At 62.0% G+C, this 13257-nt stretch carries 13 protein-coding genes; 7 read left to right on the forward strand and 6 right to left on the reverse strand.

All coding sequences use genetic code 11. The annotated features are described in order from the left end of the window. Window positions 1-45 precede the first annotated feature (45 nt). On the reverse strand, window positions 46-1458 hold the full coding sequence (locus KHO31_RS05815; protein ID WP_201076193.1) for a M20 family metallopeptidase: 1413 nt from the start codon (window positions 1456-1458) through the stop codon (window positions 46-48). Between the two features lie 211 nt (window positions 1459-1669). Here KHO31_RS05815 and KHO31_RS05820 point away from each other — a divergent pair, with 211 nt between their 5' ends. Together KHO31_RS05820 and KHO31_RS05825 are read left to right on the forward strand one after the other, a co-directional pair. Next, the gene (locus KHO31_RS05820) at window positions 1670-2668 is read left to right on the forward strand and encodes a LysR family transcriptional regulator (protein ID WP_201076191.1); all 999 of its coding nucleotides are present in this window, start codon (window positions 1670-1672) and stop codon (window positions 2666-2668) included. A 153-nt stretch (window positions 2669-2821) separates the two neighbouring features. Then, window positions 2822-3244, forward strand: a complete 423-nt coding sequence (locus KHO31_RS05825) for a hypothetical protein (RefSeq protein ID WP_201076190.1) — start codon at window positions 2822-2824, stop codon at window positions 3242-3244. An 863-nt stretch (window positions 3245-4107) separates the two neighbouring features. Here KHO31_RS05825 and KHO31_RS05830 read toward each other — a convergent pair. Further along, window positions 4108-4935, reverse strand: a complete 828-nt coding sequence (locus tag KHO31_RS05830) for an ABC transporter permease (RefSeq protein WP_201076189.1) — start codon at window positions 4933-4935, stop codon at window positions 4108-4110. Window positions 4936-5000: 65 nt separating this feature from the next. Next, window positions 5001-5915 carry a nodulation factor ABC transporter ATP-binding protein NodI gene (nodI, locus tag KHO31_RS05835; RefSeq protein ID WP_201076188.1) on the reverse strand — a complete coding sequence of 305 codons (915 nt, stop codon included), beginning with the start codon at window positions 5913-5915 and terminating at the stop codon, window positions 5001-5003. Between the two features lie 276 nt (window positions 5916-6191). On the opposite strand from nodI, the gene KHO31_RS05840 reads away from it, so the two are divergent. Continuing rightward, the gene (locus tag KHO31_RS05840; RefSeq protein ID WP_012432786.1) at window positions 6192-6656 is read left to right on the forward strand and encodes a universal stress protein; all 465 of its coding nucleotides are present in this window, start codon (window positions 6192-6194) and stop codon (window positions 6654-6656) included. 160 nt (window positions 6657-6816) lie between these two features. Here KHO31_RS05840 and KHO31_RS05845 read toward each other — a convergent pair whose 3' ends face one another. The 3 genes from KHO31_RS05845 to lexA all read right to left on the reverse strand — a co-directional run bounded on the left by KHO31_RS05845 (window position 6817) and on the right by lexA (window position 8684). Beyond that, window positions 6817-7479, reverse strand: coding sequence for a DUF2939 domain-containing protein (locus KHO31_RS05845; RefSeq protein ID WP_201085696.1), 663 nt, complete (start codon window positions 7477-7479; stop codon window positions 6817-6819). A gap of 150 nt (window positions 7480-7629) precedes the next feature. Then, a complete protein-coding gene (locus tag KHO31_RS05850) occupies window positions 7630-7974 on the reverse strand; it encodes a hypothetical protein (protein ID WP_201085697.1) in 345 nt (114 codons plus the stop codon). Between the two features lie 59 nt (window positions 7975-8033). Beyond that, the gene (lexA, locus tag KHO31_RS05855) at window positions 8034-8684 is read right to left on the reverse strand and encodes a transcriptional repressor LexA (RefSeq protein WP_201085698.1); all 651 of its coding nucleotides are present in this window, start codon (window positions 8682-8684) and stop codon (window positions 8034-8036) included. Window positions 8685-8999: 315 nt separating this feature from the next. Between lexA and KHO31_RS05860 the strand changes: the two genes are divergently transcribed. The 4 genes from KHO31_RS05860 to KHO31_RS05875 all read left to right on the forward strand — a co-directional run bounded on the left by KHO31_RS05860 (window position 9000) and on the right by KHO31_RS05875 (window position 13217). Continuing rightward, window positions 9000-10049, forward strand: a complete 1050-nt coding sequence (locus KHO31_RS05860; RefSeq protein ID WP_201076181.1) for a sulfate ABC transporter substrate-binding protein — start codon at window positions 9000-9002, stop codon at window positions 10047-10049. 167 nt (window positions 10050-10216) lie between these two features. Beyond that, entirely contained in the window at window positions 10217-11113 is an 897-nt protein-coding gene (gene cysT, locus KHO31_RS05865; protein WP_201076180.1) for a sulfate ABC transporter permease subunit CysT, read from the forward strand. After that, window positions 11110-12159 carry a sulfate ABC transporter permease subunit CysW gene (gene cysW / locus KHO31_RS05870; protein WP_211622892.1) on the forward strand — a complete coding sequence of 350 codons (1050 nt, stop codon included), beginning with the start codon at window positions 11110-11112 and terminating at the stop codon, window positions 12157-12159. The genes cysT and cysW overlap by 4 nt, the downstream gene beginning before the upstream one ends. Then, on the forward strand, window positions 12159-13217 hold the full coding sequence (locus KHO31_RS05875; RefSeq protein ID WP_120291561.1) for a sulfate/molybdate ABC transporter ATP-binding protein: 1059 nt from the start codon (window positions 12159-12161) through the stop codon (window positions 13215-13217). The genes cysW and KHO31_RS05875 overlap by 1 nt, the downstream gene beginning before the upstream one ends. Window positions 13218-13257: the final 40 nt, after the last annotated feature.

The following is a 13257-nucleotide window of genomic DNA, read 5'->3' on the forward strand; positions in this document are numbered from 1 at the left end:
TGACGGTGAACTGCGCAAGTCATGCGGGCGTGCCGGGTTGCTCGCTCAGGCCGCCGCTTCTTTGGACGTTGCGCTTGCGTGCGGCGAGTTCTCGCCGAGATCCCAGAACAGCCCCGCCATGATCTGCAGCCCCTCGCGCACCACTGGACCGAGCAGATGCTCGTTCGGCGCGTGCTGCGAGCAGGCCGGGTACGAATGCGGCACCCAGATGGTCGGCAGGCCGAGCGTATCGGCGAACACTTCGTTGGGCAGCGTGCCGCCGAGATTCGGCAGCACAGCCGTCTTCTTGCCAGTGGTCTGTTCGAGCGAGGCGATGGCCCACGTGACCCACGGGTCATCGGGATTCAGACGCGTGGCTGGCGCACCGCGTTCGACGCTGATCTCAACTAGCGAAAAGCCATGTGCATCCAGATGCATGCGCAGATGCTGCTCAAGGTTTTCCCAGTCGGTTCCGACCACGAAGCGCAACTGGCAATGCGCGAATGCCGACGACGGAATGGCATTGACCGGGTTCTCGGGATTGCCCGCCTTGAAGGCCAGCACTTCGAAGCTGTTCCAGCCGAACACACGTTCTGGCGCCGTGAGACCGGGCTCGCCCCAGTTGTCGTCGACGACCGGATCGCCCGGACCGCCGCCCACCGTGATATCGGCCAGTGCACGACGCACCGCTTCGGGAATCGGCGGCGGACGCAAGCCGTCGACAGCGATCACGCCGCGCGCATCCACCAGACAGGCGAGTGCGTTCGCCAACACCGTGGCCGGGTTGCGCAACAGACCGCCCCAGTTGCCCGAGTGGTGCGCGCCGTCGCGCAGATTGAGCGAGAGCTTGAAGTTTACCGAGCCGCGTGAGCCGAGAAACACCGTGGGGCGGCGCGCGGCGAGACGCGGGCCATCGGAGGCGATCAGCACGTCCGCGGCCAGTTCCTGTTTGTGCACGCTGCAGATCGCGTCGAGACCCGGCGAGCCGGTTTCCTCGCCCATCTCGATCAGCAGTTTCGCGTTGAAGCCGAGCTTGCCGCCGCGCGTGGCCAGCACGCTCGCGAGCGCCGCAAGGTTGATGGTGTGCTGCCCCTTGTTGTCGGCGGTGCCACGGCCATACCAGCGTTCGCCCTCGACGGTCACAGCCCACGGCGTCAGCGGCGCGCGCCACTGGCTGTCGTAGCCACGCACGACGTCGCCGTGGCCGTAGATCAGTACGGTGGGCAGACGGTCATCTTCGTGGCGATGGGCAATCAGGAACGGGCCGAACCCTTGCGCCGGGTTATCGACGATGCGCGTGACGAAGCCGAGCCCTTCGACTTCGGGCGTGATTTCGTCGGTCAGATACGACAGCAGCGTGGCGGCGCGGTCGCTTTCCTGACTCTCGGTGCGAAATCCGACGCGCCGGTTCAGGTTCTCAAGAAAGGCGCCTGATTCGAAATGATGCGTGGCGTGTTCGATGGCCTGGTTGCGGCTCATGTTTGTCTCCGATGCGGGGTGCGGGGATGGCGGCGACGTGGCGACGCGGCGCCGTACTTGGCACGGTCTGGTTCGCGGCCATCAGCTTCGAAACGATTCTAGGAGGCCGTTATTTTTGTCACAATGATCGTATTTCGAAACTTGCGTTGCCAAAAAGGCAAAGCTGGACATCCCCGCATACGGTTGCATACGCTCGCATAAGGCATCGGTCATGGCACTTTCGTTACACGGCATTGCACTGCGCTATTTTGTTGAAGTGGCGCGCACCGGCTCGATCAGCGACGCGTCGGCGCGGCTGCATGTGGCCATTTCGGCGATCAGCCGGCAAATCGCGCGGCTCGAAAGCGATCTCGGCGTCACGCTGTTCGAGCGGCGGCCGCGCGGCATGTCGCTTTCCGAGGCGGGCGAGCGCCTGCTCGTCTACGCGCAGCGCAGCCTGCTCGAGGCGGAGCACGTGATGAAGGAGATCGGCGGCCTAGAGGCGTTGCACGGCAGCATGGTCAAGGTCGCCAGTTCGGAGGGGTTCGCCTCGGACTTTCTCCCCAGCGCGATGGCGGCTTTCCGCAATCACTATCCGGGGATCGACTTCACGCTCTCCGTGATGCCGCCGGGCGAGGCGACTCGCCGGGTGTGCAACGGCGACGCCGATCTCGCGCTGACGTTCAGTCTCGCGCCGGAAAAGGGCGTCAAGGTCGAACACACCGAGCGGGCACCGGTGCTGGCGCTGCTGCGCGCCGATCATCCGCTGGCCGCGCGCGCGAAAGTGTCGCTCGCTGACGTGCAGCGCTATCCGCTGGTGCTGCCGGAGCCTGGCACGACGATTCGGCAGCTGATCGACATCACCTGCGCGCTGGAAGGCGTGCTGCTCGAGCCCGATCTCACCAGTAACAATAGCGGCGCGATGTACCGCTACGCGCAGAAGTCCGGGGCGATCATGTTCACGGGCCTGCTGTCGGTGCGTGACCGTTATGCCGGCGACGGCTTCGTGGCGATACCGCTGACGCACCCGCAGATGCGCCAGCGCAGCATTCAGGTGCAGACGATGGCCGGACGGGAGTTGCCGCCGTCGGTCAAGGCGTTCCGCGACCACCTGATCGCAGAAATCGGCGGCGCCAAGCCCACGAATGCTGCAGTGCCGAAGCCGGCTCGAAAGCGTGGCGACACGCATTCAAGGGCAAATCTCCCTGCCGGACGCCGAATCACGACCTAAACTGTGGGGACGGCGCGGTCTGTACGGCCTCTACTGCACGGCTAGCGGTGCTGTGGCCCACACCAGTGGTAGGATTCAGCCCGAAAAATGGAGAGCGGTGCGTGATGAATGGGCGTGCCGTCCACAACAGAGCGATAGGACTCAGGACATCGAATGGCGCAACAAAAAACAAACCCAAAACTCGAGCAGGCGCTGACGCGCGGGGATCTTGCAATTCGCCAGGCCAACTCGGCGCGGGCGACCGCGTTGCTGCGCGCGTTGGGCAAGATGATCGTCGAAGCATCGGCGACGATCGGTGTGGAAGCATTTACGCTGATTCCGGACGGCGACAAGATTTACGATCCCACCGACGGGTTGTGGCCACAGGAATTGCAGGTTTCGCTCGACGGGCCTGTTGAGGAGTCGGATCCGGATGAAGTTCGAACTGTCCGGTTGATTGCCGATGATCCGGGCACGGTGTTCAGGGTTGAATGGCAGCGGGCCGACGGGAAGATCGGGCGTCAGGATGGGGGGCCGTTTGCAACGGTGGCTTTTATCTCCGATGTGGATATTCCCTGGACGGATGATGAGGATTAAGGGTGGGGTTGCGCGGAGCGCTGAAGGTTTTTTCTGTGTGCCTACGGCGTTGGGCTTTCCTTGATCTGGCTTTTTGGCCTTTCCTTGAATTGATATTGGTCTATTAGTGTTGCCCCTGTGCGGGGCGGCACCTACTTTTCTTTGCATGCCGCAAAGAAAAGTAGGCAAAAGAAAGCGGCTCAAACCGCCAGCTCATAAGTGGGTCCCCTAGCTCGGAGGGGGCAGTGGTGCATCTGGAATCGGTGTTCTCGCACATTCAGCCCTGGCGACAAGGCCGTCATACTTCCGGCGGCGCTACGCGCGCCGAAGGGCACTTCACAAAACCGGTTGTTTCGTTCTCGCACTTGCGTTTTGCCAGGGCCGTGGCTCGCCACGGCAACCGTAACGCGTGGGCGTTTCGTTTGGGCTGTGTTTTCGTACTTTCATTTGCTTACGCAACCCGTCTTTGGGATACATGGGCGCTTCGCCGAGGCGAAGCCGATGGCTCCCACCACGCGTAGACGAAGCCCCGGGTTTCCCATGCAGACTCATCCGCGACGCACGCAGTGCGAAGTGGGAGCTGACGAGCCCTTTGTCACTCACGCTGAAGGTGCGAGGACACAGATTCCAGATGCACCACTATCGCGACTGCGTGGGGGACCCGCTTATGAGCTGGCGGTGTGAGCCGCTTTCTTTGCTTATCTTTCTTTGCGCCCGGCGGCAAAGAAAGTAAGTGCCGCCCCGCACAGGGGCAACGCTAATAGACCACTAGCAAATCAAGGAAAGGCCAACGCCCTAGGCAAACAGACAAACAAGCACCGCGAAGCCCAAAAGCCCATTCACTCGCCACGCGAAAAAAGCCTCCGGGCCGCAGGCTCCAAACCCTACTTCATCATCCTGCGCCGAAACAAAACCGCCGAAACAACAAACCCACCCACCGCATAAACCCCCAGCACGGCAACGTGCAAAACAGCCCCATCGACAGGCCGCCCAAGCATAGCCGGCCGAATCAGATCGACAGCATGCGCCAAAGGCAAAAATTCAGTCACGATCCGCGCCGCAGCGGGCAACTGTGAAACAGGAAAGAACACCCCGGACAACAGCAACATCGGCGTCAACGCCAACGTCTGGTAAAACATAAAGAAGTCATACGACGGAGCGAGCGCCGTCACCACCATCGCGATACTCGCAAACGCGAGCCCCGTTAGCACGATTACCGGCAACGCCAGCAGCATCGACGGAAAATTCGCATAGCCGAGGCCTCCCGCGACCAGCATGATCGCCGCGCCCGACAGCATCGACTTGCTGCCCGCCCAGATCACCTCGCCGAGCACGATGTCGCCAAGCGTCAGCGGCGTATGCATGATCGCCTCCCACGTGCGCTGTACATGCATGCGCGAAAAGCCCGAATACATCGACTCGAAACTCGCCGACATCATCACGCTCGATGCCACCGTGCCCGCAGCGAGAAACGCGATATACGACACGCCATCGACGTGCCCGACCATCAGCCCAAGCCCGAAGCCCAGCCCGAACAGATAAATCATCGGATCGGCAAGATTGCCGAACATCGAAGCAATCGCGAGCTTCCTCCAGACCAGATAATTGCGGCGCCAGACCGCAATCCAGTTCACGGCATTGGCAGGGAAAGCCGCGAAGATTTCCTGCTTCGACGGTGCCTCGCCGTGCGTTTCGTAAGTGCGTACGTCCATTGCGTGTCTTTTGCCGTGTCGTTATAGCTGTAGAGGGGGGCGAACTGAGCGGATATCGACTCGCGTCAGTCCTGCATCTCGCGCCCGGTCAGACGCAGGAACACGTCTTCCAGATTCGCGGGGCGATGCAGATAGCGCAGGTCGGCGCGTTGCTTGAGTCGGGTATGCACCGGCTGGGCGTCGTTCACATAGCAGAAGAGCGTCTCGCCGCTGATCTCAGTGCGCTCGACGAGCGGCGCCAACTCATCGCGCAACGCAACCGGATCGGGTCCGAAGATCTCGATCACATCGCAGCCGATCTCGGATGCGATCAACGCGCTCGGCGCGCCTTCGGCGATCTTGCGTCCTTCCTCGATCACGCAGAGGCGATGGCACAGCCGTTCGGCTTCTTCCATGAAGTGCGTGGTCAGCAGGATGGTCTTGCCGCGTGCGAGCAGCGAGCGCAGCCGCTCCCAGATCAGATGGCGCGCTTGCGGATCGAGGCCGGTGGTCGGCTCATCCATGATCAGTACGTCGGGGTCGTTGACGAGCGCGCGAGCCAGTGTGAGGCGCCGCTTCATGCCGCCCGACAGTTCGCTCACCCGTGCATCCGCCTTGCTCTCGAGGCGCGCGAATTCGAGCAGCGACGGTACCATCGCGCGGCATTGCGCGGCGCTCAGGCCAAAGTAGCGGCCAAACACCAGCAGGTTTTCGCGGACCGTGAAATCGGGATCGAGATTGTCGAATTGCGGCACGACGCCGACACGCGCTCGCGCCACGCGCGCGCGGCCAGGAATCGGCTCGCCGCACAGACGGATCGTGCCGGCATCCGGTGCGGCGATGCCGAGCAACATGCGCAACGTGGTGGTCTTGCCTGCGCCGTTCGGGCCGAGCAGGCCGAAGCATTCGCCGGCGTTGACATGAAACGACAGTCCGTCGACGACCGTCTTTTCGCCGTAGCTTTTCTTAACCTGATGGAATTCAATGGCGGCTTCAGACATGGATCGATCGAGGCTCCGGGAAAAGACGCAAAAGGCCGGTAAGGCCGCTCATTCTATGGCATCGGCACAGATGTGTTGGTCGCCACCGGCTGCGTTGACCAGCGTTTCTTGCGCCGCCGCATGGGCTCACGGGTGACGCCAACCCAGTCCAAACCCGCCCCGAATCCAGCACGCACCGGTTTAGGGCGCACTTAGCGTTTTCCATCCCTTGCAACCTGAATTGCGGCGCACCATGATTCATTAAGACCGCGTTCCTCGCGGGATGGGAGAAAAATCATGGCGAGCTACCAAAAAATCCTGCTGTGCTACGACGGCTCGCGCGAAGGCCGCAAAGCGTTACGTTGCGGCGCCGACCTGGCGTTAGATCTGAAGGCGGAAACGCACTTATTGTCGGTGGTCGATATGCGCTCGAGCATTGCGCAAAGCGCGGGCCTGCTAACCGACGTGGCTTGCGGCAGCTTTGAAAAAACAGCTAGGGACATCCTGCAGGAAGGCGTCGACTGGCTTACCGAACGCGGCGTGACCGCGCAAGGGCATTTTGCGTTTGGCCATCCGATCGACGAGATCGCCAACCTCGCCAACGAATTGCATGTCGACCTCGTGGTGGTCGGCCATCGTTGCCGCACCGGTCTGTCACGATGGTGGATGGGAGCAGGAAATACTCCGTTGCTCGACCGGGTGTCGTGCAGCATTCTGGTGGCGTGCTCTTCCGCGCAGGAGCAGCAGCAAGCTGCAGCTTGATGCACGGCAGGGGGTAGCAAGTGGGTTGAGTGGGCCAGGTTAGCCGAGCGGTCGCTCGTTCAGGGCGACCACCTCGGCCAAGCTGCTATTTGCTGAGGCCGGTCAAGTCGTCAAGCCGTCGCCCGCTCATTTGCTCAGATCGATGGCGCTCGCCCGACGATCACTCGTTCAAATTGACCGCAGCCAGTTTCCACGTGAACAAACCTTTGCGCCGCAAGATCGCCGAGTAACGCGCGTCACCAGCACCATGCTGATAAGTGACGACGAACTCGTTGAGGCCGCGATAGGCCGCCGTGGTTTGCGGCGGCTGCGGTGGCGTGGCGCTGTTCGCACTGTTACCTGCGCCGTTGGCCGTATTGCCGGCAGCGGGCGGTGCCGCGTCCGGTGCAGTCGCCGCTGCGGCCGGCGTATTTTCGGCGGTGGGCGGCGCCGGCGGCCGTTCGCCCGGGTCACCGCGCGGCGGCATGCCGTTCAGCAATGCCGCCACGCCGTCCGGTGTCGCATAAGCGTCGACCAGCGGACCGATCAAGGCCACGCCGATCATTGCACCAATCGCCGCGAACGGATTGCCGTTGCCATGCGCGTCGATCCGGCGGGTGAGCAAGCCGGTGACCTGCTGCTTCAGACTCTCGCGCAACGCGGGAAAGTCGACGTATTCATTGACGGTTTGCGCATCACGCGCATCTGCCGCGCGTTTGAGATTATTCAGCGCCATGTAGGGCGACGCGTAACCGAACCCCAACGCGGCAATCACCGCAATCACAATCAAGGTGACGATCAGCGGCCGGGTGGCGCTGCGCCTCGTGCGTGTTGAAACGGACATCGAGTGGGACTCTCCATCAGGTGTGATCTAACGTGGACCGCAGCCACGCGAAAACGATCCCTGGCGATTAGATATCTGTGGAGGCGCGTGCGGGGAGCGAGAAGACTTTGCGCCGCGTACCGCACGGCGGCAGTGCGCGCGCAGTGCCGCTTATGACTCGAACACCGCGCCGTGCACGTTGGCTTCGTCAGCGATGCAGCGATCGATCATGCGGCATACAGCGTCTACCGTACCGACCATGATCAGACGCGATGGCCCATGATAGACGCGCACCGGCGCACGGCGCGCCGGTTCAGCCGTATTCAGCCCCGAATTCAACGACACGCGAGCAAAAGCCGGCAATGAAGACGGCAAGCTCGATATGCCGGCGGGTTCGTCGAACAGCGATGGAGTACTGGCCGAGGACGGCTCGATCAGTGAGCAGGGCACCAGCTTGCGCAGATGGCGCAAACGACCGAACTGGCGAAAAGGCAGCAGGCTTGCAAGGCGTTCCATGAGTCTCTCCAGGCGATTCAACGTTGGGGCAGCTGTGGTTTGGCGCGCGAGCGGGATGGTTAGAACTCGCCTGGGCGGATCAGCCCGACGGCGATACCCTCGAGCGCGAATTCCGCACTGCCGGTTTCAACGAAGATGTTGTCGTAATCGGGGTTCTCGGCGATCAGCTCGATACCGTTCGGCCGGCGCTTCAGGCGCTTGACCGTCACGTCGTCGCCAAGGCGCGCGATGATGATCTGGCCGTCTTTGGCTTCGCTTTTCTTCTGCACCGCGAGCAGGTCGCCGTCGAAGATGCCTGCGTCGCGCATGGACAGCCCGCGTACCTTCAGCAAATAGTCCGGCTTGCTCGAGAACAGTGCCGGGTCGCACGCGTAGTGCTGCGAGATATGTTCCTGCGCGAGGATCGGGCTACCCGCGGCAACCCGGCCGATCAGCGGCAGCGACAGTTGCATGATGCTGGCGTGCGGCAGCGTGAACTGGTATGGCGAATCTTCCGGGCCCGCCAGAAGGCGAATGCCGCGCGATGCGCCGGCCGCGAGCTCGATCACACCCTTGCGAGCCAGCGCCCGCAAATGCTCTTCTGCCGAATTAGCCGAGCTGAAACCCAGTTCGGCAGCGATCTCCGCACGGGTGGGCGGAAAGCCGGTGCGTTCGATGGCCCGGCGAATCAGATCGAAAACCTGCTGCTGTCGTGCGGTAAGTTTGGTCATGGCGCCACTGTATGTATGAACAGGTGACTGTATTTTTATACAGTATTCCGCGCAATTCAAGCTTTACTTTAAGTTCGTGGCCCGGGGTGGCGTTCCAGTGCCGTAAACGGATGCTCTAACACCTGTTTTCGTGCCGCAACGCCTTATCTGGCCGTCATTACCACTTTTGCGTATTAAAAAATGAAGAAACATTATTTTTAATGATGAAAGCTCTTCGATAGACTGCCCTTCGAGTTGGCGCTCATGTGCACGTGACCGCGACGTAGAACAACACCACACGCTGTTTCAGCGGACCACAACGCGGAGAAAGTTGACATGAACCATCACGGCACGGGGCTGGCAGGCAGGACCAGAAAACTCATCGCGGCGCTCGCATTCGGCGCAGTCGGCACGATCGCCGCGGTCGGCGTCACGACGCACGCACATGCAGCCGACACGACGCTGTTGAACGTGTCGTACGACCCGACACGCGAGTTGTATCAGGACGTCAATCAGGCATTCGGCAAGGAATGGAAGGCGAAAACGGGCGAGACGATCACCTTCAAGCAGTCGCACGGCGGCTCGGGTGCGCAAGCGCGCTCGGTGCTGGACGGTTTGCAGGCGGACGTCGTGACGCTGGCCTTGGCCTACGATATCGACGCGCTGGCGAACAAGGGTTTGCTGGACAAGGGCTGGCAAAAGCGTTTGCCGGACAACGCTTCGCCATACACGTCGACGATCGTGTTTCTGGTGCGCAAGGGCAACCCGAAGCAGATCAAGGATTGGGACGATCTGATCAAGCCGGGTGTGTCGATCGTCACGCCGAATCCGAAGACGTCGGGCGGCGCGCGCTGGAACTACCTGGCCGCATGGGCCTATGCCGAACATCAGCCGGGCGGCAACGACCAGAAGGCCAAGGAATTTGTCGGCAAGCTCTATAAGAATGCCGGCGTGCTGGATTCGGGGGCGCGTGGCGCGACCACGAGCTTCGTGCAACGCGGGATCGGCGACGTGCTGATCGCGTGGGAAAACGAAGCGTTCCTCTCGCTGAAGGAGTTCGGACCGGACAAGTTCGAGATCGTCGTGCCGTCGGTGAGCATTCTGGCCGAGCCACCGGTTGCGGTGGTGGACAAGGTGGTCGACAAGCACGGCACGCGCAAGCTGGCCGAAGCGTATCTGAACTTCCTGTACAGCGAGCAAGGCCAGGAAATCGCTGCGAGGAACTTCTACCGTCCGCGTTCGAACAAGGTGCCGGCCGAGTTGACCTCGAAGTTTCCGAAGCTGAAGTTGTACACGGTGGACGATTCGTTCGGCGGCTGGACGAACGCGCAGAAGACGCACTTTGCCGACGGCGGGGTGTTCGATTCGATTTACTCGCCGCAGTAACGGGCACTCAGTCGGACGACATGCGCGGTTAGATGCCGAAGTTAGATACCGCAGTTAGATGCGCTAGTCACACCCAGCCACGAAGCGCGCCCCCCAAGGCGCGCTTTTTTGGCCAGCCAGGCGGCCGGATAAAGAGCCGCCGGCCTCAACCCTGAAGAGTACCCAGCATGACGACGTTGACCTTCCGAAAACCGAGTGCGTTGCCCGGTTTTGGCCTGACACTCGGCATCACGGTGGCTTATTTGAGCCTCGTGGTGCTGATTCCACTTGCGGCGACCTTTCTCAAGACCGCGACGCTCGACTGGAGTCAGTTCGTGCGCGCCGTGACGTCGCCGCGCGTGCTCGCGTCGTATCGCCTGACGTTTTTCTCGGCCCTCGGCGGCGCGCTGATCAACGCGGTGTTCGGTTTTCTGGTCGCGTGGGTGCTGGTGCGCTATACGTTCCCGTTCAAGCGCATCGTGGATGCGGTCGTCGATTTGCCGTTCGCGCTGCCTACTTCGGTGGCGGGCATCTCGCTCGCGGCCGTGTACGCAGGCAATGGGTGGATCGGGCAGTTTCTCGAACCGCTCGGCATCAAGATCGCTTTTACGCCGGTCGGTGTGCTGATCGCGCTGACCTTTATCGGTTTGCCGTTCGTCGTGCGGACCGTGCAGCCGGTCCTCGAAGAGTTCGAACGCGAGCAGGAAGAGGCCGCTGCGTGCCTCGGCGCCTCGCGCTGGCTGACGTTTCGCCGCGTGGTGCTGCCGGCGGTGTTCCCCGCCTTGTTGACCGGTTTCGCGCTGGCATTCGCGCGGGCGCTCGGCGAGTACGGTTCGGTGATCTTTATCGCCGGTAACGTGCCGATGAAATCGGAAATCACATCGCTGCTGATCATTACCAAGCTCGAACAGTACGACTACGCGGGCGCGACCGCCATCGCAGTCGTGATGCTGGTGGTGTCGTTCCTGATGCTGCTGTTGATCAATACGCTGCAGTGGTATCTCCAGCGTCGGACAGGCCGTGGCGGCGCAGGCCCGGCGCCTGCCGTTGCCAGCGTGGCAGTGCTCGGCGGAGGTGTGCAATGAGCCGCAACTCCTTGAATGGCGTGGATGCCGCTGCGGTTGCCGTGGCGCCGCGCGCGCCGCTCAATGTCGCGCGCCGGCCCGATCCGGTCACCGAGCCGCCGGTCGTGCGCTGGATGCTGACCGGCATCGCGTTGCTGTTTCTCGCGCTGTTCCTGGTCGTACCGCTCGTCGCCGTGTTCTACCAGGCGTTGAGCAAAGGTATTGGCTTCTATCTGGAATCGCTGGCCGATCCGGATGCGTTGTCGGCAATCAAGCTCACCGTCATCACGGCCGCGATCGCGGTGCCGCTGAATCTGGTGTTCGGCCTCGCTGCGTCATGGTGTATCGCCAAGTTCGATTTCCGCGGCAAGGCCTTGCTGACCACGTTGATCGATCTGCCGTTTTCGGTCTCGCCGGTGATTTCCGGGTTGATCTACGTGCTGATGTTCGGCGCGCAGGGCTGGTTCGGCCCGTGGCTGCAAGAGCATGACGTGCAGATCATCTTCGCGGTGCCGGGCATCGTGCTGGCGACGATCTTCGTCACGTTCCCGTTCGTCGCGCGTGAACTGATTCCGCTGATGCAGGCGCAAGGCAACGATGAGGAAGAAGCCGCGCACGTGCTCGGCGCATCGGGCTGGCAGATCTTCCGGCGCGTCACGTTGCCGAACGTCAAATGGGGCCTGCTGTACGGCGTGATTCTGTGTAACGCGCGGGCGATGGGCGAGTTCGGCGCGGTGTCGGTGGTGTCCGGCCACATTCGCGGCCAGACTGACACGATGCCGCTGCACGTCGAAATTCTCTATAACGAATACAACTTCTCGGCGGCCTTTGCCGTGGCGTCGGTGCTGGCTTTGCTTGCACTTGTGACGCTCGGTCTCAAGCTGCTCGCCGAGCGCCATATGTCGGCGGAACTGTCGGCCGCGCGCGATGTGCCGGCGTATGCAGGGCCGGTCACGCTGGCGTCCGCTTCACAGTCTGCTCCACAGTCCGCCTCGCAGTTTGCTTCACAGTCCGTCAATGCGACGCATGTGTCGGCGCAACACCCGCTCAAGCAAGGAGAGCTGTAATGGGTATCACCGTTCGTAACCTGCAAAAGCGCTTCGGCGATTTCGTCGCGCTCGATAACGTTTCGCTCGACTTTCCGCCGGGTGAACTGGTTGCGCTGCTCGGGCCGTCGGGTTGTGGCAAGACCACTTTGCTGCGTGTCATCGCCGGCCTCGAATACGCGGACGGCGGCCAGGTCGTGCTGCAAGGCCAGGACGTCGCGACGGTCGGCGCGCGTGAACGTGAAGTCGGTTTTGTGTTCCAGCATTACGCGCTGTTCCGTCACATGACAGTGTTCGAGAATGTCGCGTTCGGCTTGCGTGTGAAGCCCCGTAAGGAGCGGCCGTCGGAAGCCGTGATTCGCGAGAAGGTGCATGAACTGCTGAAGCTCGTGCAACTCGACTGGCTCGCACAACGGTATCCCTCGGAATTGTCGGGTGGTCAGCGGCAGCGGATTGCTTTGGCGCGCGCGTTGGCTGTCGAACCGAAGGTGCTGCTGCTCGACGAGCCGTTCGGCGCGCTGGATGCCAAGGTGCGCAAGGAGCTGCGCAGCTGGCTGCGTCGTTTGCATGACGATCTGCATATCTCGACGATTTTTGTTACGCACGATCAGGAGGAAGCGCTCGAAGTGGCCGATCGTATCGTCGTGTTGAATCGTGGGCATGTGGAGCAGGTAGGCAGTCCGCAGGACGTGTACGATCACCCGCAAACCTCGTTCGTCTATGAGTTTCTCGGTGCAGCAAACCGTCTGCATGGCAAGGTGGATGCGAGCGGCTTCGTGGTCGACGGCGCGGCGCTGCCGGTCGCGATCAAGGCCGATTTCAGCGGGCCGGCGTTCGCCTATGTGCGTCCACACGATTTGCAGTTGTACCCGCAAGCGTCGGGCCATCGCGAAGGTATTGTGGTCGACGTGCGGCGTGTGGTGACGCTCGGCGGCTCGGTGCGTGTGGAGCTGGCGGGCCGCGAGGGCAATGTGCTCGAAGCAGAACTCGATCGCGAATCGTGGCGCGATCTGCAATTGGCGATCGGCGATGGCGTGACGGCGGTGCCGCGCGCGTTGCGCGTATTTCCGGCGCAATGAATCGGCTACAGGCGTGGCACAAGCCGCGCCACAAGTAGTG

Origin of the sequence: Paraburkholderia domus, from assembly GCF_905220705.1 — a bacterium.
Lineage (GTDB): Bacteria > Pseudomonadota > Gammaproteobacteria > Burkholderiales > Burkholderiaceae > Paraburkholderia > Paraburkholderia domus.